Source organism: Escherichia sp. MOD1-EC6300 (assembly GCF_002965045.1).
Classification (GTDB): domain Bacteria; phylum Pseudomonadota; class Gammaproteobacteria; order Enterobacterales; family Enterobacteriaceae; genus Escherichia; species Escherichia coli_F.
On sequence record NZ_PTRH01000026.1, the window covers coordinates 16,706 to 40,704 of the forward strand.

The 23,999-nt window shown below is 47.6% G+C and carries 22 protein-coding genes, 1 tRNA gene and 2 pseudogenes; 10 read left to right on the top strand and 15 right to left on the bottom strand.

Translation table 11 applies throughout. From position 1 onward, the window contains the following. Nucleotide 1 precedes the first annotated feature (1 nt). From nrdE to BGE37_RS23470, 4 genes are all read right to left on the bottom strand, one after another. Nucleotides 2-2,146 carry a class 1b ribonucleoside-diphosphate reductase subunit alpha gene (nrdE, locus tag BGE37_RS23450; protein WP_105288508.1) on the bottom strand — a complete coding sequence of 715 codons (2,145 nt, stop codon included), beginning with the start codon at nt 2,144-2,146 and terminating at the stop codon, nt 2-4. Then, nucleotides 2,119-2,529, bottom strand: coding sequence for a class Ib ribonucleoside-diphosphate reductase assembly flavoprotein NrdI (nrdI, locus tag BGE37_RS23455; RefSeq protein WP_000080947.1), 411 nt, complete (start codon nt 2,527-2,529; stop codon nt 2,119-2,121). Before nrdI ends, nrdE begins: the two co-directional genes overlap by 28 nt. Next, nucleotides 2,526-2,771 carry a glutaredoxin-like protein NrdH gene (nrdH, locus tag BGE37_RS23460; RefSeq protein ID WP_001223227.1) on the bottom strand — a complete coding sequence of 82 codons (246 nt, stop codon included), beginning with the start codon at nt 2,769-2,771 and terminating at the stop codon, nt 2,526-2,528. Before nrdH ends, nrdI begins: the two co-directional genes overlap by 4 nt. A 208-nt stretch (nt 2,772-2,979) precedes the next feature. After that, entirely contained in the window at nt 2,980-3,411 is a 432-nt protein-coding gene (locus BGE37_RS23470; protein ID WP_000209820.1) for a carboxymuconolactone decarboxylase family protein, read from the bottom strand. Between the two features lie 87 nt (nt 3,412-3,498). Here BGE37_RS23470 and pdxR point away from each other — a divergent pair, with 87 nt between their 5' ends. Continuing rightward, nucleotides 3,499-4,833 (top strand): MocR-like pyridoxine biosynthesis transcription factor PdxR, encoded by a 1,335-nt coding sequence (pdxR, locus tag BGE37_RS23475; RefSeq protein ID WP_105282299.1) that lies wholly within the window; start codon nt 3,499-3,501, stop codon nt 4,831-4,833. A 55-nt stretch (nt 4,834-4,888) separates the two neighbouring features. On the opposite strand, the gene BGE37_RS23480 is transcribed toward pdxR, so the two are convergent. Further along, entirely contained in the window at nt 4,889-5,218 is a 330-nt protein-coding gene (locus BGE37_RS23480) for a DUF883 domain-containing protein (RefSeq protein ID WP_001295174.1), read from the bottom strand. Nucleotides 5,219-5,369: 151 nt separating this feature from the next. On the opposite strand from BGE37_RS23480, the gene BGE37_RS23485 reads away from it, so the two are divergent. After that, complete coding sequence (locus BGE37_RS23485; protein WP_000281320.1) at nt 5,370-5,714, top strand: DUF2002 family protein; 345 nt, start codon at nt 5,370-5,372, stop codon at nt 5,712-5,714. Nucleotides 5,715-5,750: 36 nt separating this feature from the next. Here BGE37_RS23485 and alaE read toward each other — a convergent pair whose 3' ends face one another. Continuing rightward, nucleotides 5,751-6,200: an L-alanine exporter AlaE gene (gene alaE / locus BGE37_RS23490; protein ID WP_000492661.1), complete on the bottom strand. Its 450-nt coding sequence runs from the start codon at nt 6,198-6,200 to the stop codon at nt 5,751-5,753. 666 nt (nt 6,201-6,866) lie between these two features. On the opposite strand from alaE, the gene stpA reads away from it, so the two are divergent. Continuing rightward, nucleotides 6,867-7,271 carry a DNA-binding protein StpA gene (stpA, locus tag BGE37_RS23495; protein ID WP_000115383.1) on the top strand — a complete coding sequence of 135 codons (405 nt, stop codon included), beginning with the start codon at nt 6,867-6,869 and terminating at the stop codon, nt 7,269-7,271. 46 nt (nt 7,272-7,317) lie between these two features. Here stpA and ygaP read toward each other — a convergent pair whose 3' ends face one another. Further along, nucleotides 7,318-7,842, bottom strand: a complete 525-nt coding sequence (ygaP, locus tag BGE37_RS23500; protein ID WP_001229453.1) for a thiosulfate sulfurtransferase YgaP — start codon at nt 7,840-7,842, stop codon at nt 7,318-7,320. A gap of 9 nt (nt 7,843-7,851) precedes the next feature. Beyond that, nucleotides 7,852-8,151 carry an ArsR/SmtB family transcription factor gene (locus tag BGE37_RS23505; protein WP_000137280.1) on the bottom strand — a complete coding sequence of 100 codons (300 nt, stop codon included), beginning with the start codon at nt 8,149-8,151 and terminating at the stop codon, nt 7,852-7,854. Between the two features lie 182 nt (nt 8,152-8,333). Here BGE37_RS23505 and BGE37_RS23510 point away from each other — a divergent pair, with 182 nt between their 5' ends. Both BGE37_RS23510 and kbp read left to right on the top strand, forming a co-directional pair. Then, nucleotides 8,334-8,492, top strand: a complete 159-nt coding sequence (locus BGE37_RS23510) for a YqaE/Pmp3 family membrane protein (protein WP_000508177.1) — start codon at nt 8,334-8,336, stop codon at nt 8,490-8,492. 83 nt (nt 8,493-8,575) lie between these two features. Continuing rightward, nucleotides 8,576-9,025 carry a potassium binding protein Kbp gene (kbp, locus tag BGE37_RS23515; RefSeq protein WP_000522415.1) on the top strand — a complete coding sequence of 150 codons (450 nt, stop codon included), beginning with the start codon at nt 8,576-8,578 and terminating at the stop codon, nt 9,023-9,025. Here kbp and csiR read toward each other — a convergent pair whose 3' ends face one another. The 7 genes from csiR to BGE37_RS23550 form a co-directional block, all read right to left on the bottom strand. Then, nucleotides 9,026-9,688 carry a DNA-binding transcriptional regulator CsiR gene (gene csiR, locus BGE37_RS23520; RefSeq protein WP_000156814.1) on the bottom strand — a complete coding sequence of 221 codons (663 nt, stop codon included), beginning with the start codon at nt 9,686-9,688 and terminating at the stop codon, nt 9,026-9,028. A gap of 20 nt (nt 9,689-9,708) precedes the next feature. Next, nucleotides 9,709-11,109 carry a GABA permease gene (gene gabP, locus BGE37_RS23525; RefSeq protein ID WP_105288509.1) on the bottom strand — a complete coding sequence of 467 codons (1,401 nt, stop codon included), beginning with the start codon at nt 11,107-11,109 and terminating at the stop codon, nt 9,709-9,711. 326 nt (nt 11,110-11,435) lie between these two features. Further along, entirely contained in the window at nt 11,436-12,716 is a 1,281-nt protein-coding gene (gene gabT, locus BGE37_RS23530; RefSeq protein WP_105277767.1) for a 4-aminobutyrate--2-oxoglutarate transaminase, read from the bottom strand. 13 nt (nt 12,717-12,729) lie between these two features. Then, nucleotides 12,730-14,178 carry an NADP-dependent succinate-semialdehyde dehydrogenase gene (gabD, locus tag BGE37_RS23535; RefSeq protein WP_046081156.1) on the bottom strand — a complete coding sequence of 483 codons (1,449 nt, stop codon included), beginning with the start codon at nt 14,176-14,178 and terminating at the stop codon, nt 12,730-12,732. Between the two features lie 22 nt (nt 14,179-14,200). Further along, nucleotides 14,201-15,469: an L-2-hydroxyglutarate oxidase gene (gene lhgO, locus BGE37_RS23540; protein ID WP_105288510.1), complete on the bottom strand. Its 1,269-nt coding sequence runs from the start codon at nt 15,467-15,469 to the stop codon at nt 14,201-14,203. 19 nt (nt 15,470-15,488) lie between these two features. Beyond that, entirely contained in the window at nt 15,489-16,466 is a 978-nt protein-coding gene (glaH, locus tag BGE37_RS23545; protein ID WP_105288511.1) for a glutarate dioxygenase GlaH, read from the bottom strand. A 334-nt stretch (nt 16,467-16,800) separates the two neighbouring features. Beyond that, nucleotides 16,801-19,053, bottom strand: coding sequence for an alpha amylase C-terminal domain-containing protein (locus BGE37_RS23550; protein WP_105288512.1), 2,253 nt, complete (start codon nt 19,051-19,053; stop codon nt 16,801-16,803). Nucleotides 19,054-19,613: 560 nt separating this feature from the next. Between BGE37_RS23550 and BGE37_RS23555 the strand changes: the two genes are divergently transcribed. From BGE37_RS23555 to BGE37_RS23570, 5 genes and pseudogenes are all read left to right on the top strand, one after another. Further along, nucleotides 19,614-19,689, top strand: a tRNA-Ile gene (locus tag BGE37_RS23555). Between the two features lie 928 nt (nt 19,690-20,617). Next, complete coding sequence (ypjCB, locus tag BGE37_RS23560; RefSeq protein ID WP_446718709.1) at nt 20,618-21,895, top strand: YpjCB family protein; 1,278 nt, start codon at nt 20,618-20,620, stop codon at nt 21,893-21,895. Between the two features lie 360 nt (nt 21,896-22,255). Then, a pseudogene (locus BGE37_RS23565) lies at nt 22,256-22,381 on the top strand (recombinase family protein); the annotation flags it as partial. A 264-nt stretch (nt 22,382-22,645) separates the two neighbouring features. Continuing rightward, nucleotides 22,646-22,766 (top strand): annotated as a pseudogene (locus BGE37_RS25275) (ATPase). A 64-nt stretch (nt 22,767-22,830) separates the two neighbouring features. Continuing rightward, nucleotides 22,831-23,999: AIDA repeat-containing protein (locus tag BGE37_RS23570; protein WP_198598475.1), on the top strand; the 1,169-nt coding region annotated here is incomplete at its 3' end.

The following is a 23,999-nucleotide window of genomic DNA, read 5'->3' on the forward strand; positions in this document are numbered from 1 at the left end:
CTTAAAGTGCACAGGAGACGCAGCCTTCAATTTCAGTGCCTTCCAGCGCCATCTGACGCAGGCGGATGTAGTAGAGCGTTTTGATACCTTTGCGCCAGGCGTAAATCTGCGCTTTGTTGATATCGCGAGTGGTGGCGGTATCGGGGAAAAACAGTGTCAGCGACAGCCCCTGATCGACATGGCGAGTCGCTTCGGCGTAGGTGTCGATGATCTTTTCTGCGCCGATTTCGTAAGCGTCCTGATACAGCGCCAGATTCTCGTTAGTCATAAATGGGGCAGGGTAGTAAACGCGTCCTGTTTTGCCTTCTTTGCGTATCTCTACTTTCGCCACAATCGGATGAATACTCGACGTGGCATGGTTGATATAAGAGATGGAGCCGGTTGGCGGCACTGCCTGGAGATTCTGGTTGTAAATGCCATAGCGCATCACGTCGTCGCGCAGTTGCGCCCACATTTCGCGGGTAGGTAACGTGATGCTGCTACGAGCAAACAACTCGCCAACTTTCGCCGTTTTCGGTTGCCAGTTACCTTGCAGATATTGGCTAAAATATTCACCGCTGGCATAGCGTGACTGTTTGAACCCGGCGAAGGTTTCACCGCGTTCGCGCGCCAGCAACATTGAGGTACGCAGCGCGTGCCAGGTGATGGTGTAGAAATAGAGATTGGTGAAATCCAGTGCTTCCGGCGAACCATAGGCGATGCCTTCTCGCGCCAGATAACCGTGTAAATTCATCTGCCCCAGACCGATAGCGTGTGAGGCGGCATTTCCGGCTTCGATGGACGGCACGCTGCGAATATGACTCATATCTGACACCGCAGTTAAACCGCGTACGGCGATCTCTACCGTGCGGGCAAAATCGGGGGAATCCATGGTGTGGGCAATATTCAACGAACCTAAATTGCAGGAAATATCATGGCCTGTGCGGGCATAGTCGAGATTCTCGTCATACTCTGAGGCGCTGTTAACCTGCAAAATTTCTGAGCAGAGATTGCTCATATTTATACGCCCGGCAATAGGGTTAGCACGGTTAACCGTGTCTTCATACATGATGTAGGGATAGCCGGACTCAAACTGGATCTCCGCCAGTCGCTGGAAGAAATCACGGGCGTTGATGTATTTTTTGCGGATTCGCTCATCGGCAACCAGTTCGTCATAGTGTTCACTGATGGCGATATCGGCAAACGGCTTGCCATAAACACGCTCAACGTCATAGGGCGAAAACAGTGCCATCTGCGCATTCTCTTTTGCCAGATGGAAGGTGATATCCGGGATAACCACGCCCAGCGACAGTGTTTTAATGCGGATTTTCTCGTCGGCATTTTCCCGCTTTGTATCGAGAAAACGCAGTATATCGGGATGATGGGCATGTAAATAGACTGCGCCAGCACCCTGACGCGCGCCGAGCTGGTTGGCATAGGAAAATGCGTCTTCCAGCATTTTCATCACCGGAATCACGCCAGAAGATTGATTTTCAATACGTTTAATTGGCGCGCCCGCTTCCCGCAGATTCGACAGCAAAAATGCCACGCCGCCGCCGCGTTTCGACAGTTGTAGTGCGGAATTTACCGCCCGGCCAATCGACTCCATATTGTCTTCAATACGCAGCAAAAAACAGGAAACCAGTTCGCCGCGCTGCTGCTTACCACAGTTGAGGAATGTCGGTGTTGCAGGCTGAAAGCGTCCTGACAGCATCTCATCGGTCAGTTGCGTCGCCAGTGTTTTATCGCCTTGTGCCAGCGTCAGCGCCACCATCGTGACTCGATCGGCAAAATCTTCCAGATAACGCTTACCGTCGAATGTCTTCAACGTATAGCTGGTGTAAAACTTCCATGCTCCGAGGAATGTCTGAAAACGAAAACCGCTGGCGTGTGCGTGGGCAAATAGCGTAATGACAAATTCGCGAGAGTAACGGTTGAGGACGCTTTCATCATAGTAACCCTCGTTGACCAGCCAGTTCAGGCGCTGCTGTTGGCTGCTGAAGGTCACGCTATTCGGGCGTACATGCGTCGCCAAAAATGCATCTACTGCCTGGCGGTCTTTATCGAACTGAATGCGACCCGCGTTATCGTAAATATTAAGCATCGCATTCAGAGCGTGGTAATCCATCGTTTCCTGCGTCAGGCGTTCTGCGGTTGTCGTTGCCAAAATTCGGTTACTCCTTTACGAACGTTTTCGATATCGCTTTGCGTACCCATGAGTTCAAAGCGGTACAGCCACGGCACGCCGCATTTCCGGGCAATCACATCTCCGGCGCGGCCATACGCCTCACCAAAGTTGCGATTACCCGAAGCAATAACGCCGCGAAGCAACGCCCGGTTGTGCTCGTCGTTTAAAAAGCGAATGACCTGCCGTGGCACCGCGCCAGCCGTACCGCCGCCGCCGTAAGAGGGCACGATCAGGATGTAAGGCTCGTCTACCTGAATCCGTTCCCGCTCATTGAGCGGGATGCGCACCGCGGGCAGTCCTAAACGTTCGATAAAACGCTGCGTATTTTCGGAGCTGCTGGAAAAGTAGACGAGTTGGCTCATGCACTGGCCGCGTGTGGCGCTGGATGCAGACGATTGATCATGTCCGGGCGGAAACCAGACCAGCTAAGATCTCCTGCAATCACTACCGGCAACTGACGAAAGCCCTGAGCACGTAACGCTTCCGCCGCTTCAGGAACGCGATCGACATTAATCATTTCAAAATCAAAGCCCCGGTTTTCCATCGCCCGTTTGGTGGCGTGGCACTGAACGCAATCGTTACGAGTGTAAATAGTAATGCGCATGATTCGTATTTCCGTTTAAAATGAAGATACGGCGCGATGATACGCGTCGGGTTGTCTCTCTGTTGATACAGAGATACTAGATGTAGTTGAAAAAAGATTCAACCATACAAGATATGGGAATTTTAGATTGATTACACCACCGATGAATGGCTCAACGGGGTAGGGGATTTTGTGTTTTTTTGCCGGGCGATTGCCCGGCATCAGGAAGTTACATCCGCATGGAAACGGCCAGGCGGTTAAAGCAATTCATCAGCCCGATGGCAAATGTTAAGTCGCTGATTTCTGCTGCGCTGAAATGCTCAAGCAAAGGCTGATAAACGTCGTCTTCCGCATGGGTTCGGGCAATATCGGTCACCGATTCCGCCCATGCCAGCGCCGCCCGCTCGCGATCGTCAAAATGATGGCTTACGCGCCAGCCTGCCAGGGCATCCAGCTTATGCTGCGGCACACCGGATTTGCGTAATGCTTTGCTGTGCATCTCCAGACAAAATGCGCAACCATTGATTTGCGAGACGCGCAAATAAACTAACTCCATCAGCGTAGTTTCCAGCGTGCTATTTTCCAGCGCCGTTTTGGCCTGCACCAGCGCGTTATATACCGTTGGGCTAAGTTCGTAGTAAGGCTGACGTAATGTAGTCATACAGTTTCTCCTCTTATTAACGCCCGCAATGTAGCACTATAATGGACTGCTAAAGAGAGCCATAAATTACCTAAAAAAGCAGACCATATGCCGCGCTATCAGGATATCGCCCGTCAGTTAAAAACGGCTATTGAGCAAGGGGAACTGAAACCCGGCGCAAGGCTACCTTCAAGTCGTACCTGGTCGCAGGAACTGGGGGTGTCTCGATCCACTGTCGAAAATGCGTATGCTGAGCTGGTGGCGCAAGGATGGCTGATCAGGCGGGGACAGGCTGGCACATTTGTCAGTGAGCAGATATATCCGCAACAATCTACTGTACAAGTTGTGTCTTTTGCCGGTGAAAGTCAGCAACCGTTGCCATTTCAAATGGGATTACCCGCACTCGATCTCTTTCCGCGAGAGCTGTGGGCGCGGGTGATGGGGCGTCGCCTTCGTACCCAGACGCGCTTTGATTTGGCGTTAGGCGATGTCTGCGGTGAGGCGGCGTTGCGTGAGGCAATAGTTGATTACTTACGCGTTTCACGTGGGATTGATTGTCAGCCAGAGCAGGTCTTTATCACTCACGGTTATGCGGCCTCAATGGCTTTAATTCTGCACGCGCTGGCGAAACCGGGAAACGGGATGTGGATGGAAGATCCCGGCTTTCCACTGATTCGCCCGATTGTCACTCGCCACGGTGTGGAAATTTTGCCTGTGCCGGTTGATGACAACGGACTGGATATCACAAGCGGAATACAAAATTATCCTGATGCGTGTTTTGCCCTGATAACACCAGCACACCAAAGCCCGCTGGGTGTGGCGCTCTCTTTAGCGCGCAGGCATCAGATACTGGAATGGGCAGAGCGTAGTCAGGCATGGATTATTGAAGATGATTATGACAGTGAGTTTCGCTATCACGGTAAGCCGTTACCGGCGTTAAAAAGTCTCGATGCACCGCAGCGGGTAATTTATGCCGGAACATTCAGCAAAGCACTATTTCCTGCATTGCGCTGTGCGTGGCTGGTGGTGCCGGTGAAGCAAATTGCACAATTCCGCCACCAGGCGTCACTGGCTCCATGTGCGGTACCTGTTCTATGGCAGAACACACTGGCAGACTTTCTTCGCGAGGGGCATTTCTGGCGGCATCTGAAGAAAATGCGTCAGCATTATGCTCAACGTCGGCAATGGATTGAGCAAGCGTTGACGCAGCAGGGATTTCAGGTTGTGCCGCAGAAAGGTGGTATCCAGATGGTGATCAGAATGATGGGCGATGATATTGCCCATGCGCGTAAAGCCAATGCTGCAGGCCTTGCGGTGCAGGCACTTAGCGACTGGCGTATCCGCTCAAGTGGGGAAGGTGGATTACTTCTCTCGTTTACCAATATCGTTAACGAAGGTATGGCGCGACAGGTAGCACAACAATTACGTAAAGCCTTAAGCTAAAAAACCCCGAAATCAGGTTCCGGGGTCAAGACGCGTATTTATTATCATTGTTGCACTACGATTTGCGCATGCTTAACAGTGCGCCGATAAAAATACCAACCGCAGCTGCTGTACCCACGCTACACCAGGGTCTTTCACGAACAAAAGAATCCGCGCAGCCAACGGCATCGCGCGCGGCTTGCTGAACGCGAGTACGACCATGCATTCGCGCTCTGGTTTCTTTCAGTAGAGCCTGCGCTTTACTACGAGCGGCTTCGGCTTCCCCTTTGGCGTCGCTGCCCCAGGACTTCAATACAGATTCGAGGCTGTCAGCTAATTGATTGACATCATTCTGGATATCCTGCACGCCATCATCAACGTCGTTGCGGTTCGGTCGGTTAAACATATGATCCCCCATTAGAATTCGATGTAATTTTCAGTGTAGACCATAATTTTCTTAACTGAGGTTCATCGCGGCTTTATGGACTTTTCTGAAAGCGTTGTGAATGCGCAATCAGGTAAGGTAGGCCCGCGGTTGATAATAACGAGGATCAAATATGTATTTACGACCAGACGAGGTGGCGCGCGTACTTGAAAAAGTCGGTTTTACTGTCGATGTGGTAACTCAGAAAGCGTATGGTTACCGCCGTGGGGAAAATTATGTCTATGTTAATCGCGAAGCGCGAATGGGACGTACCGCTCTGGTAATTCATCCAACATTAAAAGAACGCAGTTCAACACTGGCTGAACCCGCTTCCGATATTAAAACGTGCGACCATTACCAGCAATTTCCGCTCTATTTAGCGGGTGAACGTCATGAGCATTACGGTATCCCACATGGCTTTAGTTCGCGTGTTGCGCTTGAACGTTATTTGAATGGTTTATTTGGCGAAGCCAGTTAAAGACGCGACTGGCGATGCCAGTCGCGAAAAGAAGGGTCAGGCTTTTACCTGCTGGTAACGGCTGACTTTAAACAGTCGGCGGCAATAATCGAGGAAGTAGCCATAAACCGCCCCCATCAACATCGAAACAACGATGTTTGAACTGACCGCAGCCATAATCTGATGCCAGTCTGCGCCCACCACTAACAAGATCGCCACATACACCGGTGACTGGAACGTCACATACGCCAGGATATCCGCCAGATTTTTTACCCAGCCCGACGGACTAACTTTGCGTGCCGCGCGCATAAACAGATCGCGGTACATACCGTATGGCCATGCAATTAAGATGTTCACCGGAATCGCTACCAATCTGGAATAAAGAGACTGTTCGAAGCTCATTCCGGAGAGGAAAACTTCAATACACATGTTCACGACAGAACAGTAAACAACCATCGCGAACGTATCTGCAACTGCATGACGCAAGCGTGACTGCGGTGAGAACATGCTAATGCTCCTTAATAAAAGCGTAATGGGACGTTAATAGAGATGAAAGCAGTGGATCTCATTGCCATCTGCATTTTCGCATAGCGTATATCGCTGGCTATGACTAATCAATTAGTGAAAAATTTTTATTTAATCTGTTTTTGTAGATAAAATATTCCGTAGCGGCGCGTTTTTTGTACATTGTGGATTTTTACATGCTGATATGATTTATTTTTAATTAAATCAATTAGATATGGGCGTATCTTTATTTTCACTAATGAAAGTTTGGGGGTGAGGTAACGCTATAAGCGTAGAGAATTCGGTGTATGCAGTGACTGGGTCATTTTCAGCATTTTTTATGCCAGACAATGTACATTAACAGCAGAAAGCACCAGTGAGTGATGTTTATTTTTATTCGTATATATTGCATTTTTATTCGATTTGGTTTTATCAGGCTTGCGGAATTAGCGAGCAGAGAGCGCCGCTCTGTTCACCAATAACCGAAATTACTCATCAAATTGGCTAATATATAATCTTGAAATTATTCTGAGAGTTTCAGAAAATAACAGCTGAAATAATCTCGTGCAGGACTGTAAATAGATTAAATTTTGTGGAAATATAATAAGTGATCGCTTACACTACGCGACGAAATACTTTTTGTTTTGGCGTTAAAAGGTTTCCTTTATTATGTCCGTAATGTTACAAAGTCTAAATAACATTCGCACTCTCCGTGCGATGGCTCGCGAATTCTCCATTGACGTTCTTGAAGAAATGCTCGAAAAATTCAGGGTTGTCACTAAAGAAAGACGTGAAGAAGAAGAACAGCAGCAGCGTGAACTGGCAGAGCGCCAGGAAAAAATTAGTACCTGGCTGGAGCTGATGAAAGCTGACGGAATTAACCCGGAAGAGTTATTGGGTAATAGCTCTGCTGCCGCACCACGCGCTGGTAAAAAACGCCAGCCGCGTCCGGCAAAATATAAATTCACCGATGTTAACGGTGAAACTAAAACCTGGACCGGTCAGGGCCGTACACCGAAGCCAATCGCTCAGGCGCTGGCAGAAGGTAAATCTCTCGACGATTTCCTGATCTAATTACTGAGGCCGGATGTCGCTGCTATGGCGCGTCCGGCGTCGCTTCTCAAGCTTGTTGGTTCCACGGCATCTTATCTAACAACCTTGCCATCCCACAAAAACCGCTAATTCCTGCAAACAGTAACCCGGCACCAACAAAGCCGCTTAATAAGAAGAAACCGCTATTTACGGTATAACCCAGTACAACACCGATTAATATTAAACCACCCGCGGCGATCTGCACCTGGCGCATTAACGGCAAGGGTTGAGATTTATTTACCGCTACTGGCAATCCTGCTTTTTTCCAGCCATCAATCCCATCTTCGAGTAAAAAGATTTCTGCGGGTGCGGCAATCGCTGCTAATTTATCGGCGTTATTACTGGTGCGTTTACCTGCCTGGCAGTGGAAGATAATTTGCTCACGACGTAATTTAGCCGGAAGACCTGACTGTTCGAGCACAGATAATGGAGCCAGATCTGCTTCAGGAATATGTTCACGAAGATATTCATCAGCATCACGAATATCGATTAACTTTGCGCCGCGTGCGATTAATTCTTGTGCATCATGCGGCGAAATGGTTGTCAAAGCCATAGTGACTCCTTACGGACAATAGACATTTTTCAGGGTGGCGATAATGGCATTTACCGCCTCATTTTTAATGGAATATAGAATGCGTTGGGCATCCCGTTGGCTGTCGATAAGCCCTTCGTCTCGCATACGCGCGAGATGCTGTGATGTCGCAGAGGCACTCAATCCGGTAATGCGCGTCAGCTCTCCCGCGCTGGTACCGGGGGAACCGCTAAGCATGCACAGAATCAGCAACCGTTTGGGGTGGCTCATTGCTTTCAATAAGGCTGCTGCCTGTTCGGCACTGGCCTGTAATTGCGCGAGTTCAGTCATAGTTATTTAAGTATTTTCTAAATTAAGTAAACTCTAAACTAAAAATACAACATATGCCAGCATCAGCAGCGTAAATGAGAGTAAAAGCGTAAGCTGAAACTGGCAGGCTCCGCTAAAATTACTACGCTTAAGAGATAAAATCTCTTTTTAAACAATGAGTAATTTTCTTATAGGGAGTACATATGGGTTTCTGGAGAATCGTCATCACCATCATTCTGCCGCCGCTCGGCGTGCTGCTCGGTAAAGGGTTCGGTTGGGCGTTCATTATTAATATTCTGCTGACACTGCTTGGGTATATCCCCGGTTTGATTCACGCGTTCTGGGTGCAAACCCGCGATTAAACCTGTCCTCACCCCCGCGGCGTTAACGCGCCGCGTTCCTCTGCTACACTTTCTGAGTGTTTCCGTTAACGAATGAGGTAGCTATGGGTCTGTTCAATTTTGTGAAAGATGCTGGAGAAAAACTCTGGGACGCGGTTACAGGTCAGCACGATAAAGACGATCAGGCGAAGAAGGTGCAGGAGCATTTGAACAAAACCGGTATACCTGATGCCGATAAAGTGAATATTCAAATTGCCGACGGCAAAGCGACGGTCACTGGTGACGGCTTAAGTCAGGAGGCGAAGGAGAAAATCCTTGTTGCGGTGGGGAATATTTCCGGTATTGCCAGTGTCGATGATCAGGTGAAAACGGCGACACCAGCCACTGCCAGCCAGTTTTATACCGTTAAGTCTGGCGACACTCTGAGTGCCATTTCCAAACAGGTCTACGGTAATGCCAATCTGTACAATAAAATCTTCGAAGCGAATAAACCGATGCTAAAAAGCCCGGATAAAATTTACCCGGGGCAAGTGTTGCGTATTCCTGAAGAGTAGTTAATTGCCAGCCATTGCTTGCTGGATAATGGGAATTGGCGTCAGTAAATGCTGGCGCATTAACTCACTGGCGCGCGCGGTATCTCGCGCCAGTACCGCCGCAGTCAGGGTCTGGTGCTGATCGCGTTTATCCTCCAGCATTTCCACCGAAAGCACTGTTCGCCGCAGCCAGATAAATCGATAGCGCGCCGCCAGATCAAACAACCGTTCACGCATTTGCAGCAAATAGTGAGAACCACAGCCCGCCACAATTGCCGTATGAAACGCCTGATGACGCAGATCCCACTCATCAAGCATTTTCTCACTGGCGTCACAGGCCTCCAGCTTACTCAGCAGATGCGCTTTTGCGAGAACGTCTGCCTCCCATTCATCGCCACCGCGGGCAATCGCCAGACTGACCAGCATCGCTTCCATATTGGCGCGGGCGTCGAAAATATCGAGCAGCTCCTGCTCTGACATAGACGCCACCCGATACCCTTTTTGATTCACCACCGTGACCAGTCGTTCTGCTACCAGTTGCGAAAGCGCTTCCCGCAACGGCCCAACGCCAAGTGCATAACGCGATGTCAGCAAACTCATCCGTAATTTTTCATCCGGTTGAAAATTACCGCGAATAATATCGTTCTTCAGCCAGCGATAGCCATCCAGAGACGTAATGGTCATGGTGTGACTCCTGATCATTATTAGCGCGTATTATGAACGGGTGTTTTTTGCCACAATACCAGTTTTTTCCAGCGCGCCATAATCGGCACGGTACAGATTATCCCTATCGCTAATAAACCGGTGGAGATCACTTCTAACTGTTGCGCCGGGCGGAATAGCATCACTACCAACACAAAGGTAATAAAGCCGATTACCAGCCAGGTGAGCCACGGGTAAAGCCACATTCGCAGGCGAATTTCGCTTCCTTCTGCTCGCAGGATTTTGCGCATTCGTAATTGCGAAACGGCGATGACTAAATAAACCAGCAGGGCGATAGCGCCGGAGCTGTCGATCAGAAATTTAAACACTTTCGCCGGTGCGTAATAGTTAACCACCACCGTTAAAAACGCCGCGCCGGTGGAGAGTAACACCGCCACGTACGGGGTTTTACTGCGGTTAATTTTGCCCATTACCGCGGGTGCATCACCGCGACGGCTTAAGGAGTAGAGCATCCTTGACGCGGTATACAGCGCCGAGTTCAGGCAACTGGTTACGGAAAGTAATATCACGCAGTCCATGATTAATTTCGCATGAGGAATATTGAGCAATTCCAGAACCGAGCGATAAGATCCAACGGCTTTCAGTCCCGGCATATTCCACGGTATTAATGCCACGACGACAAAAATAGAGCACAAATAGAAGATAGAAATACGCCAGATAACCGAGTTGGTGGCGCGGACAATATGTTTTCCCGGCGTGTCGGATTCCGCGGCGGCAATGGTGACAATTTCTGCGCCCATAAACGAGAACATGGTGATCAACATCGCGCTTAATACCGCACCGAAGCCATTGGGCATAAAGCCGCCGCTATCCCACAATCTTGAGATCCCGCTCACTTCGGCATACGGGTAAAAACCGCTAATTGCGACTGCACCAAGGAATATAAATGCCAGAATGGCAATGACTTTGCACAGCGCCAGCCAGAACTCAAATTCGCCGTAGTTTTTAACGCTTAATAAATTACTGCCAGTTAAGGCGAGGGTAATGACGAGGGAAAACAACCAGATAGGAATGCCTGGAACCCACGAGTGCAGGATCATGGCGGCGATATTGGCTTCCAGCGGGATAACCAGTACCCAAAACCACCAGTACAGCCAGCCGATGGTATAACCCGCCCAACGACCAATAGCTTTATCGGCATAGGTGGAAAACGAACCCGTGTCGGGCGTGGCAACCGCCATTTCCGCCAGCATTCGCATAATCATAACCACCAGTAATCCGGCGAACAGATAGGCCAGTAATACCGCTGGACCCGCTTCGGCGATGGCGACGCTGGAACCGACAAACAGACTTGCGCCGATAACACCGGCAATAGACAACATGGTGACGTGGCGTGACTTCAGCCCGCCGCCTAACTCATGTGGTTGCGATGATTGCCCCATCCTGAATCCTCTCGAAAGTGTGTCACTTGGGAGAGCGCCCCGACATTTCCCGCGTCGGGTCACGCGTGTAATTGTTATTGGTTCTTTTTGCCGGAGAGCGGCTCCGCCTTATCCGGCCGACATAGATTTATTCCTGTTCACGTACAGATTGTCGGATGCGGCGTAAACGCCTTATCCGACTTGGATTCTCGTAGGCCGGACAAGACGCGAAGCGTCGCCTCCGGCATGGTGCGCCGAATGTCGGATGCGGCGTAAACGCCTTATCCGACCTACATTTCCGTAGGCCGGACAAGACGCAAAGCGTCGCCTCCGGCATGGGTGCGGTGCTACTGCTTCGCCTCATCAAAACACTGGCTGATGATCTCCAGACCCTGACGGATCTGAGCATCTTCAATAGTGAGCGGGACAAGGATGCGCAGCACGTTGTAATACGGGCCGCAGGAGAGAAGAATCAGGCCTTTATCGCGGGCGCGCGCCACGATGTCGGCGGTGAGTTTGGCGTCCGGTTTACTGTGATCGCCACCTTCAAACAGCTCGATAGCAATCATCGCCCCCAGCCCGCGAACGTCGCCTACCTCAGTGTGTTTTTCGGCGATCGCCAGCAATCCGTCTTTCAGCTTTTGCCCCAGATCGTTGGCTTTTTGCAGCAGATTTTCCTGTTCAAACACCTTCAACACTTCCAGCGCCGCGACGCAGGCAATCGGGTTACCCGCATAAGTGCCGCCTAAGCCGCCCGGAGCGACAGCGTCCATCACTTCGGCGCGCCCGGTGACGCCCGCCAGCGGGAAACCGCCTGCGATCGATTTCGCAAAGGTGGTGAGATCAGGTGCCACGCCCATTTGTTCCATCGCAAACAGCGTGCCGGTACGCCCCGCGCCGCTTTGCACTTCATCGGCAATCAACATGATCCCGTGCTCGTCACACAGCGCACGTAAACGCTGCATAAAGGCTGGCGTCGCGGCGTAGAAACCGCCTTCGCCCTGAACCGGCTCAATCACGATGGCGGCGATATCTTCCGGCGCCGCGTCATTTTTAAAAATTCGGTGAATACTTGCGATAGCGTCATCTTCACTGATCCCGTGGAGCGGGCAAGGATAAAGCGCGCGATAAACATGGCCCGGCATCAGGCCCATCCCAGCAGAGTACGGATTCACCTTGCCAGTCAGCGCCAGCGTATAGTGCGTGCGCCCGTGATACGCGCCGCTAAAGGCGATGGTGCCGCTACGTTTGGTGGCGGCGCGGGCGATTTTCACCGCGTTTTCCACCGCTTCGGAACCAGTCGTCACCAGCAGCGTTTTTTTGGCAAAATCGCCTGGCACCTTCTGATTCATAATCTCGCACAGCTCCAGATACGGCTCGTAGGCCAGCACCTGGAAGCAGGTGTGCGACAGTTTTTTCAACTGCGCTTCCACCGCCGCAACCACTTTCGGATGCAGGTGCCCGGTATTGAGCACCGCAATCCCGCCCGCGAAATCAAGATACTCACGGCCTTCAACGTCCCACACCCGGCAGTTTTCCGCGCGGTCAGCGAAAATCGGGTGAATTTGCCCAACGCCACGGGGAATCGCCTGACTGCGGCGTTGCATTAACTCTTTATTGCTGCTCATTCGCGTTCTCCAGTTAAAGACCGATGCACATGTATTTGATTTCTAAATAATCTTCGATGCCATACTTCGAACCTTCACGACCCAGCCCCGAGGCTTTTATGCCGCCGAACGGGGCCACTTCATTGGAAATAATGCCGGTATTGATACCGACGATGCCGTATTCCAGCGCCTCGCCCACGCGGAAGACGCGGCTTAAATCACGGGCGTAAAAATAGGCGGCAAGGCCAAACTCGGTGTCATTGGCCTGCGCAATCACATCGGTTTCATCTTTAAAGCGGAACAGCGGGGCGAGGGGGCCGAACGTCTCTTCTTTCGACACTTTGGCGTTGGCCGGAACATCCACCAGAATGGTCGGCTGGAAGAAGTTGCCGCCGCGTTCATGCGCTTTGCCTCCGCAAACCACGCGCGCGCCTTTCTCCAGCGCATCGGCGATATGCTCTTCCACTTTTGCTACCGCTTTTTCATCGATCAGTGGCCCAATGGTGACGCCTTTTTCCAGCCCATCACCGATGTGCAGTTTGCTCACCGCCTGCTGCAATTTTTCGGCAAAGCGGTCATACACGCCGTCCTGCACATACAGGCGGTTGGCGCAGACGCAGGTTTGCCCGGCGTTACGGAATTTCGAGGCCAGCGCGCCTTCCACGGCTTTATCGAGATCGGCATCGTCAAAGACAATAAACGGTGCGTTGCCGCCCAGCTCCAGCGACACTTTTTTGATGTCTTTCGCGCACTGTTCCATTAACTGACGGCCAATTTCGGTCGAGCCGGTAAACGACAGCTTGCGCACCAGCGGATTGCTGGTCAGTTCGTTACCGACCGCGCCCGCCGAACCGGTGACCACGTTAAATACGCCAGCCGGAATGCCCGCGCGAATCGCCAGCTCTGCCAGCGCCAGCGCAGAGAACGGCGTCTGACTGGCGGGCTTCAGCACCATCGTGCAGCCTGCCGCCAACGCCGGACCGGCTTTACGGGTAATCATCGCCGCCGGGAAGTTCCACGGCGTGATAGCGGCGGTAACGCCAATCGGCTGCTTGATAACAATCAGGCGTTTATCGGCCTGATGACCGGGAATGGTGTCGCCATAAATACGCTTGCCTTCTTCGGCAAACCACTCAATAAAGGAGGCGGCGTAGCTGATTTCGCCTTTCGCTTCAGCCAGCGGTTTACCCTGTTCGAGGGTCATCAGGCGCGCTAAATCGTCCTGGTGCTCCATCATCAAATTGAACCAGTTACGCAGAATGTTGGCGCGCTCTTTGGCGGTAAGGGCACGCCAGGCGGGCAGGGCGCGGTTGGCGGCGTCGATAGCGGCGCGGGTTTCATCTGCGCCCATTTTGGGTACGCTACCCAGCTTGTCGCCGTTTGCCGGATTAGTGACCTCGATGACTTCGCCATTGTTGGCGTCCAGCCACTCCCCGTTAATTAACGCCTGCTGGCGGAATAAGTTACTGTCGTTCAGTTTCATCGCTACATCCTGTTTTCAAAGGTTATTGATTAAAGGCGGCGTGTAAGGCATCCACACTACGTGCCGCTCGCAGCGTGCGTCCGGGGTTACTCTGGCTTGCCAACAGCGTTTGTACCTTGCTGACAATATGCGCACCAATAGGAATTGCTGATGTCGCTGCCGGGGAGGGCGCATTGCAGGTGTGGATCGTGCGCGGGGTAGTGACAAACAGAAAATCGTCAATCAGCTTACCGTCCGGCGATACTGCCTGCGCACGCACACCGGCGGGCCAGGGCTGGAGATCGCTTAACGAAAGCCCGGGACAATACTTTTGCACCAGCCGCAGATAGCCGCTTTTGCACAGCGAGTTTTTCATCTCGCCCAGTCCTGAGCGTAGATGGTTTTGCAGCACCCGGCGAATCCCCGACGAGCCCAAAATCTCCAGCGTGTCGCTAAATGAGAAGTCGCGCTTGCGATAGCCTTCGCGTTTGAACGCCAGCACCGCGTTTGGCCCGACGGTCACGCTGCCGTCGATCATACGAGTGAGATGAACGCCCAAAAATGGCATTGTCGGGTCGGGTATGGGGTAAATCAGGTGGTTAACAATCTGGTTATGCTCCGGCGCAAGGCGGAAATATTCGCCACGGAACGGGCAAATGATAAAGCCCGGCTTGAGGCCGAGCATTTTCACCAGCCGGTCAGCCATCAGCCCGGAACAGCTAATCAGCGTCGATGCTTCATATTCGCCGCCCTGACGGGTCCGTATTACCACGCCCTTTTTATGCTCATTGAGAGCGCTGACTTCGGCGTTATAAATAATCTCGCCGCCTCTGGCCTGGAAGATTTTTGCCATCGCCGCTGTCACTTCGCGGTAGCTGACAATACCGCTGGACGGCACAAAAATGCCGCCCAGTCCGGTGATATTCGGTTCGTGCTCGCGTAGCTCCTCGGCGTTTAACCACTCGCGCTCGATCCCGTTCGCCGCCGTGCGTTCCCATAAGCCGCGCATCCGTTCCATTTCGAGTTCAGACGTGGCGACCAGCATCTTGCCGCAGTTGTCGTAGCGAATGCCGTTTTGCTCGCAAAAGGCTTTGGTGGCGCGGTTTCCCGCCAGGCAAAACTGCGCCTTCAGGCTGCCGGGTGTGTAATAGACCCCGGCATGGATCACGCCGCTGTTGTGGCCCGTCTGGTGACAGGCCGGGCCGGACTCTTTTTCCAGCAACGCAATGCGGGCATCCGGATAGACATCAATCAGTTGCATGGCGGTCGACATGCCAATGATGCCGCCGCCAATAATCACAAAATCATACATCCGCTCGATTCCTTTGCGCTTACTGATGCGTCTGGTAGTGGTGAGTGGCGTAAGCGAAATAGCCGCGCTGGCGCATCAGTTCGCGACGCAGATCCGGATGCGGAGTAAAGCGGTCGCGTCCATGTAGCCAGAACAGATTGTTTATCAACAGGAATTTGCCAACGGGAACGGGTACAGACAAAATGCCTTTGCTGGTTTCAATGGCGTCTGAAAGCTCGCTCAACCACACGCCTTCCTCGAAATCCTTCGGCTGGACGAACTGGTCGATATAGCGCATCACCGGGCGGCCCTGCTGATCGACGTCGAACACCGGATGGAAAACATCTTTGCTGACGTTTTTGCTCGGCGGCGCAGCAAAGCGCATCGGACGGCGCGCCAGCGGGTGACGGAAATAGTGCTCCAGATGTTCCCAGTCATCGAGATGCAGCAGCAGCGAATTTCCGCCCTGCATGTTTTGCTCGTCGATTTTCATCATCAGCACGTAATCAGTGATTTCTTCGACGTAGGTGCCGTCGTTGTGCAGCTCCATCACACGATGCGGCTGACGCAGATAGCTGTCTGAGTTATCGACATTTTTCACCACAAAACGCGCGTAATACTGACCACTCATGGCGTCGAAATTTGAGCGACCAATCAGATGCGCCACCGCCGTTGCCAGCTTCACCATCTCATCTGCCTGCGCGACATCATCGATACCTACCGCATTAATTAACAGCGCACCTTCAGCGCGGTTTAGCAGCGTTTTCAACAGTAGCGGTTGCAACTGATTCGCACACAGATCGTCAAGAATTTTACCCACCCGAAAGCGCAGAAACGATTTGTACTCCAGCGCCTGCACGGGCCATTCGGCAACCTGCTCGAGAAACTGTTTGGTCGTCTGTTCGGTGAAGGTGAGTTCCAGCAGACGCGGGGATTGCGCCGACGGGATGAGAGTGAATCCGCTATAGTCCTTGCCTGAATCGACAGCGTTATTTTGTACGGCGGTCAGTGCATTCATCAGAAGCGATCCTCTTATGAGATGTAGGGTGACATGGCGATGCTCATTTCGTAGCCATAATCTAAAAATATCTACATTTCTGAAAAATGCGCACAAAAGCGACATATTGTTTTCTTATTGTGATCAAAAGCAACAAATTAGTAACATTTAATGTAGGGTATTAAGGCAAAGGAGACAGGAAATGAATAACTAAAGCAACAGGTTAGGGAGAGCTACCATCAGAGAACAGATTATCTGGTCGATAAAAAACAGTAAATGGCTTCACTGCAAAATGACCGTTAGTAAACTAAACATATCATCTGCCCCGTTTTAGCGGGGCAGATATAACATTAAATTACAAATAGAAATAGTTCGGCGGTTCTCCTGTTTTCCCTAAAAGAAGAGCGCTGCGCCCAGGAATATTGATATTTAGAGCTCCGCCTCTAAGCGTAAATACTTTACCAGGGGGAATACTTTTGCGTGTATTATTATTATTAATGGTAATGCTATTACTCCCCATGTTTTTATATATTCCTGGTTGCAATTTGTTAGGCCAGGTACCTTCAACTTCTTCGTTTCCTTTATTTATTATAACTAGTCCATCATGAGGAGAGTGATTAATGTTCACAGAATCCCCACGACTAAAGGCCAGAACATTTTTAGTTGCAAATACACCCTCAAATGCGCTCCATATTCCTTCTTTATCTATATATAATGCGTGGAATTCATTGTAGAGCTGCTGATAGGTAGAGCAACCTTTATTAAGCCACGCCTCACCGCCGACACGAGTGGACCCATCATCATTTTTAATCTCAGTCGTTGATTTTAATACCTGACCATCCCAGTAAACTAAAGGCCTGCTGAACGGGAGAGCGGCCATATATGCCATTGCTAATTGTTCATCTTGCTGATGGTTAAATAAAAAGTCATTGAAAAGATTACCATTGTTAGGGAAATCGTGGTTGATGTTAATCAATATCCGTCTTTCTGATGGGATGCTTGAGATTGCGGAACCCGGTTTTGATGCAAGGGTTTGGAGATCTCCACCGAATGAAAAGGCTTTTATCGTCTTCATGAGCAATGAAAAATCAATGGCGCTTAAATCATCTCTTTCATAAAGCAGCGATGACATTTGTTGTTCATCTAACGGACAAGTTACCAGGTATTCCATGTAATTCATAACAGCTTTTTTTTGATATTTTGGATTAAATAAATTTGTATTGTGCAACCGCTCATTATAATTTTTAAGCGGTGGGGTTATCGACCTCTCTATTTGTTCATGTTTTGAGTGTTTTGCTGCATCATAACGTAAACCTCGTACGCCATATTTTCGCATTTCACGAACGTATTGATTTTGCAACATAATAACCTGGTCACTTTTGGGTGTTGTTTTAGGCATTCCATTTAAACGCTTTTCTTTTAATGCATGGAGGTTTTCCCATTCATCCTTAGAAATATTATCTTTACTTGCTTCGAAGTCTTTTGCAGTGAGATGTATATCTTCTGGATGGATTTGGTCACGTTCTTTTGTTACTGGATCTATAATAAAGGGAATCAAGACCTGACCTTGCCAATAGCCAGGGATACCACTTTCTATATCTTTACTAATCTTCGCTCGTATATCGGCAGAGGGATAATCCAGATCATTTTTACCACTTCCTCCGATCCCCATAAAGTTAAATGTATAATCAGGAATGATATCGATGCCAAATTTTTTGGCATCTTTAACCAATGCGATAAAATCCTGCAAATCTCCCATTGGATTATGAATGGTACAAAGATCTTCGGGTTGATAAGCGTGATACCAGTAACCTTTTTCTTCTTCAGGTGTTTCTGGTCCGTCGGCGCGGAAAGTTGTTACGGGAGGGATTTGTATATAACCATAATGGCAACGTGCAAACTCCGCCATATTTTTCCTGATTTGCTGGTAGGTGGCATTAAAAGCATGAAGAATCGCCTCGCCAGGTTTTTTGGGTGTGATGATTTCACATTGTGATTTCTGATCAGCAGTAAGAGATTTACGCTCAAGTGTTTGCCGTAGATGTTCTGGATTGATTAATATTTTAAATGTTTCTTGCTGGCCGGAAGGTGACGTTACGTTAATATTATATACATCAGCTGCCAGTTCATAGTCAGGAATGTTAATAGCATATGCAACATACTTATCTTTTGGAGACGGTTTGTCAGATATAATGTGAGTGAAATGTTCAGCTGGACCATACTGATGAACACCGCTGTTATCACCTCTTTCAATCATTGTATCTCGTTGATAAACCCATGTTTTTCCTTCTCCTATCCTGTCTGGCGCTGTAATGCTACGCTGTGCTGCTTTATTCAACTCTCGGTAAGTTGTATCTGGAAAAAGGGAAATTTTATAATCGTTTTTTAACAGATCATTAATGACTTTTTCTGCGTGAAAAGTTGATATAATTTCTCTGTCTTTTAAATCCTGAGGATAAACTCCACAAGAATTAATAATATTTGTTATACAGTTTAGATATTCTAATGTATTTAATTTGGAATTTAGATTCCCGTCAGTAATGTTCCATGATAACAATGTGGGGTTGTCGATAGGTAAATTTCTTGGTCCTGGTTTTATAGAAAACATAATAAAGTTCCTCTAATGGTAGAGTAATATGGTGTATACGGAAACATAAAAATGTTTAATTGTTGTGAAAGTAATTGCAAACAGATGTCCTACTTTTATCCAATATTTATATGGAAAAGGATAATGCTTAAATCTGTTTTTTTAATTATCGATGTGGTCTGGAGAGGCAACTGTCAAAAATCGCTCATACGAAACTAATGATTAGCAGAATAAGATCTATGAAAGAATATATTGCTATATGAAGTTTATTTTTATGGGGTGAAAAGTAACAGATATCATAATGATGCGAAAACTCTTCAGTTAATGTAATAAACTTATATTATTAGATACAAAATCATTACAAAGTATCATTGAATCGATGATAACTATAGATTGTGCTAATTATTAACATTTGCTTGTTGACTGCGAGTATCGACTTTGCGAATGGAGGTGGTGTCGGGTTTTATGTCGCATGTATTGACGACCCAGGATGGATGAGAACGCATAAAAAATCTGTTATTTACATCATAAGATCATCATGTTTATTGCGTGGTTTATAAGTATTGTTATTGCATACTCAAGGCCCTTTAGCTCAGTGGTTAGAGCAGACGACTCATAATCGCCTGGTCGCTGGTTCAAGTCCAGCAAGGGCCACCAAATCAGCATTCTTGTATCAGGAAGAGTTAAGGGTACAAGGGGTACTCGATGGCGGTCTATATTTCACGACTAACGCCATTTCAAGGAAGAAGTGTGGTGGGTGGTTTCGAATGAGGGCTGGTGTTTTGGTACGTGGCACGCCACTGCAATGTATTTATCCATCAGTACTCATTCAAAAGTACCTGGAAAAAATGCCCGCTATGCCAAGCGGGCAAATTGCTTACATGTGGAATTAAGTAATTAACGATAAAGCCAGAGTATTATCATTTATTATACCCCTTCATTTAATCAGGTTAATTACTCAAATCACTGAACTATTCTCTGTTCGCTCACTTATGCTGAGTGAGTACCACGACCAATGTATGTAGAACAATGCCGTAGAGTAAGGATGAAATGTCTCTGCCACGCCTTAAACATCTACTACTGACTAGAACCGCCGTCGCATGCAGAAGAGTCTTGTGAGCGTTACAGGAGTCTGGCTTTGCTCATTAATCAACGCTATTTAGATATAAATTTCTAATACTCGAAAAACGATTTTCACAAATAAATTATAACGGATGGTTTTTATCATACAGCGAAATAACCTTTTGTTTATTAAATTTAACATTCCTGTGCTAAATTAATTAAAAGTACCATGTATAGCATATGAATCTGTTAATGCCAGCAATTGTCTCAAATGAGCGATTTTTTATAGTGACTAACAATAATAACATTAAAAATAGTCATGTAGACATTAACTGAGGAAAAGACAATGTTAGTTAGTAAAAGCAACGAAATTAACACTAGCACATTTATAAATAGTGGAAATTGTAATGAAAGAAAATCTTCTAAATCCATGGAGTTACTAGCTTATAGTATTATAAAATTAATTTGAAAAGAAGCTGCCTCAGGGACGTATAACGGTGCTCTTGAAATTTTACAAAAAATGATGTCTGAATGTAAATATCATGAAGGCAATGCTTTTGTCATTATGGGAGCCGGAGAACAATTAAAACGTATTAAATATGATGCTAATGAAAATAAATTAAAAGTATACAACGTACACTTTGATAATAATCAAGAGTTAGTTGCTGATGGTGAGCCTGACGTAGTATTTTTAAAAAAAACGGTGTGGGAAGACCTTCTCGTTAAACTAAATCTGGAGAACAAAGAAAATGCGGTTTCTGAAATTAACCTGTCATCTAATAAAAATAATGTTGATCAGTTTATTGAATGCGCTAAGAGAAATGAACAGACCCTATTCGACAATATAAGAAAAAGTGATTTTCATGTTGCTTCACTTCAGCCAGGTAGAACGCGTAGTGTTATTTCAGAAACGCCGCCAAATGACTGTATGGAATCACCTAATTTATATGAAAACCACACAGATAAGGTTTCAACTGTAACTAAAAATTCTCAGCAAGTTAAAGGTCACTATGGAGATAAGTTGAAAGAAATGCAGTTGTTCCTCAACCAGATGAGCAATGCACTTCAACAGGATTCATCTTTGTTAGAGTCAAAGGAACACACCATAGATATTCAAGAAAAAACGAATAAGTTTGTGCAGCATTTTCAGCGGGTATTATTTGATAAAAATGGAAGGTCATCAGAGTTTCTACTTAATTTTTATGAGTGTTGCTATAAGTTTTTACCAAGAGCGCAGCCTCAAGATAAAATCGATAGCTATAATTCAGCACTGCAAGCTTTTTCCATCTTTTGTTCATCTACGTTCACACATAATAATGTAGGGTTTAATTTCAAATTATTTCCAGAAGTCAAACTGTCTGGAGGAGATCTTGAAACGGTATTCAAATACAAAAATGGCAATTTTGTCTGGGAGATAGCCAGAATTAAAATTACTCTCCCAAAAGAAGAGGGTGGTTTATATAATTTAGGTGGATTGGACTTTAAGGGGTGCTTCTTTTCTGGACAGAACTTCAGTAACTATGATATTAAATATGTGAACTGGGGGACGTCATTGTTTGATGTTGATACTCCGTGTATTTTTAATACGCCTGCTAACAATGAGAGTTATGAAAAATCATTAAAGCCTGTGAGCGAAAACGGTTTAAATGGAGTCTTATCTGATCGTAATAAAAAAATAAAAATGATCACGGGCGTGGCACCATTCGATGGTATTTCATCTATGGATGATGACTTTGATGATAGTTCCTCTGAGGATGAGCCCGTTGAGAATAGTCCTGTTGTGACTAGGCCCCTTGTATAAAGTTCTAAAAGCAGTTTTCAATGATAAATAAATGGCGATTTTTACAAAGAGATAATAACGTAGATTGAAATAATATGTATTATTGATTGAGTAAACGGGATTATTCTTCACACTACATCCATTTTGCTGTCACTACCAAAGTAAAAGGGGCTACGCTTTCACGTAACCCCTTGATTTATTTGATGAGTTGGCGGTGTCTGAACTGGTGCTGTAATTGGTTGAAATATTTCATCTAATGTCTGGTTCAACTTTCCTTAGCTGCTTGAAAGTTTTTTGATCTTACCCAGCAATAATAGGGTGACGGTGCACCACGCCTGACTGAAGAACTGCGTGCTCAGAGTTACCACTTCAGCGCATAACCGTGGCAGCAGGCCCGGACAGAACAAACGGCTCAGGACATTATCGGTAGGGGACGCACTGCTAGTCTGTAAACTGAACCGACTGGGGCGCAGTATGCGGCATCTTGCCGTGCTGTTGGAGGAGCTGTGAGAACGTGGTATTAACTTTCGTGCTCTGACTCTACCAATATTTGCCCAACAATGGGGGACGAAAGCTGTAAAAGTAAAACAATCTGCAATCTCAATATTATTGTGTGATTTTTATGTGAGCAGAAGATATTCATCAGAAACGATTATGTAAATCATTTTATTTTTCCGACGGCTTCAATGTCGAAAGAAAAGAATACGCCCGTATTTCCTGAATAGATTGACTTTTTTATCCAACCACACTTCAGCGCACTGTGTTTAAAAAATGCCTCTTTCTTATGCGGAATATCATCATTTCATCATGATGTCTTTGATGAGCGGTGAACACAATACACTTGCGCTGTCTCTTCAGGATGAATCCCCTTGGTCTGGTGCCTGTGGGCTGATGTTGCAGCAGAGCTAAGGTTGCTTACCCGCTACTCAGTATTCACTTTTCAGAGGATGAAATTTATGAACAGGACCAGTCGCTATTATTTTCGCCGTTCAGTACTTTCCTTATTGATATCTGCCTTGATATATGCTCCGCCCGGGATGGCGGCCTTTACCTCTAATGTTATTGGTGTGGTAAACGATGAGACTGTAGATGGTGTCCAAAAAGTAGATGAACGAGGTACAACAAATAATACTCATATTATCAACCATGGCCGGCAGGATGTTTATGGCGGGGTATCTAATAGAAGTCTTATTGAATCAGGTGGATATCAAGATGTAGGAGGTCATAACAATTTTGTGGGGCAGGCTAATAATACAACCATTAACGGGGGCAGACAGACAATTCATGACGGGGGTATTTCCACAGGTACGATAATCGAGAGTGGCAATCAGGACGTTTATACAGGTGGTATCAGCAATGGAACGACAATTAAGGGGGGTAATTCACACATAAGTGGGGGGACTGCGAATGGAACAATCATTGATGGTGGCAGCCAACGAGTAACAACTCAGGGGCATGTCGACAGTACAACGATAAATAAGTCTGGCTCTCAGGACATCACGCAAGGAAGTCTGGCAACGAACACAACCATAAATGGTGGTCGACAGTATGTTGAACAGAGCACAGTAGAAACAACCACCATTAAAAATGGCGGTGAGCAAAGAGTATATGAAAGCTATGCGCTGGACACGACGATTGAAGGTGGAACTCAGTCTTTGAATAATAAGTCAACGGCAAAATATACTCAGATCTATTCTGGAGGTACGCAAATTGTTGATTACACCAGCACCTCGGATGTTATTGAAATTTATTCCGGTGGCGTGCTTGATGTTAGTGGTGGTACGGCAACAAATGTTACCCAGCACGATGGTGCAATTTTAAAAACAAACACTAACGGTACGACGGTGAGCGGTACGAATAGTGAAGGTGCATTCTCCATCCACAATCACGTGGCAGACAATGTGTTGCTGGAAAATGGTGGTCATTTAGACATAAATGCATATGGTTCGGCAAACAAGACAATTATTAAAGATAAAGGAACAATGTCAGTTTTAACGAATGCTAAAGCTGATGCGACCCGAATAGATAATGGCGGCGTTATGGATGTTGCCGGAAACGCGACAAATACCATAATTAATGGTGGCACACAGAATATAAATAATCATGGTATTGCCACGGGAACCAA

Coding starts and splice junctions, on each gene's coding strand:
- glaH (WP_105288511.1), bottom strand. CDS start 16,466: ATGAATGCACTGACCGCCGTACAAAATAACGCTGTCGATTCAGGCAAG.
- stpA (WP_000115383.1), top strand. CDS start 6,867: ATGTCCGTAATGTTACAAAGTCTAAATAACATTCGCACTCTCCGTGCG.
- BGE37_RS23470 (WP_000209820.1), bottom strand. CDS start 3,411: ATGACTACATTACGTCAGCCTTACTACGAACTTAGCCCAACGGTATAT.
- BGE37_RS23485 (WP_000281320.1), top strand. CDS start 5,370: ATGTATTTACGACCAGACGAGGTGGCGCGCGTACTTGAAAAAGTCGGT.
- BGE37_RS23550 (WP_105288512.1), bottom strand. CDS start 19,053: ATGTTTTCTATAAAACCAGGACCAAGAAATTTACCTATCGACAACCCC.
- ypjCB (WP_446718709.1), top strand. CDS start 20,618: ATGTCTGAATGTAAATATCATGAAGGCAATGCTTTTGTCATTATGGGA.
- BGE37_RS23510 (WP_000508177.1), top strand. CDS start 8,334: ATGGGTTTCTGGAGAATCGTCATCACCATCATTCTGCCGCCGCTCGGC.
- csiR (WP_000156814.1), bottom strand. CDS start 9,688: ATGACCATTACGTCTCTGGATGGCTATCGCTGGCTGAAGAACGATATT.
- gabD (WP_046081156.1), bottom strand. CDS start 14,178: ATGAAACTGAACGACAGTAACTTATTCCGCCAGCAGGCGTTAATTAAC.
- ygaP (WP_001229453.1), bottom strand. CDS start 7,842: ATGGCTTTGACAACCATTTCGCCGCATGATGCACAAGAATTAATCGCA.
- BGE37_RS23505 (WP_000137280.1), bottom strand. CDS start 8,151: ATGACTGAACTCGCGCAATTACAGGCCAGTGCCGAACAGGCAGCAGCC.
- pdxR (WP_105282299.1), top strand. CDS start 3,499: ATGCCGCGCTATCAGGATATCGCCCGTCAGTTAAAAACGGCTATTGAG.
- BGE37_RS23480 (WP_001295174.1), bottom strand. CDS start 5,218: ATGTTTAACCGACCGAACCGCAACGACGTTGATGATGGCGTGCAGGAT.
- nrdI (WP_000080947.1), bottom strand. CDS start 2,529: ATGAGCCAACTCGTCTACTTTTCCAGCAGCTCCGAAAATACGCAGCGT.
- alaE (WP_000492661.1), bottom strand. CDS start 6,200: ATGTTCTCACCGCAGTCACGCTTGCGTCATGCAGTTGCAGATACGTTC.
- lhgO (WP_105288510.1), bottom strand. CDS start 15,469: ATGTATGATTTTGTGATTATTGGCGGCGGCATCATTGGCATGTCGACC.
- gabP (WP_105288509.1), bottom strand. CDS start 11,109: ATGGGGCAATCATCGCAACCACATGAGTTAGGCGGCGGGCTGAAGTCA.
- gabT (WP_105277767.1), bottom strand. CDS start 12,716: ATGAGCAGCAATAAAGAGTTAATGCAACGCCGCAGTCAGGCGATTCCC.
- nrdH (WP_001223227.1), bottom strand. CDS start 2,771: ATGCGCATTACTATTTACACTCGTAACGATTGCGTTCAGTGCCACGCC.
- kbp (WP_000522415.1), top strand. CDS start 8,576: ATGGGTCTGTTCAATTTTGTGAAAGATGCTGGAGAAAAACTCTGGGAC.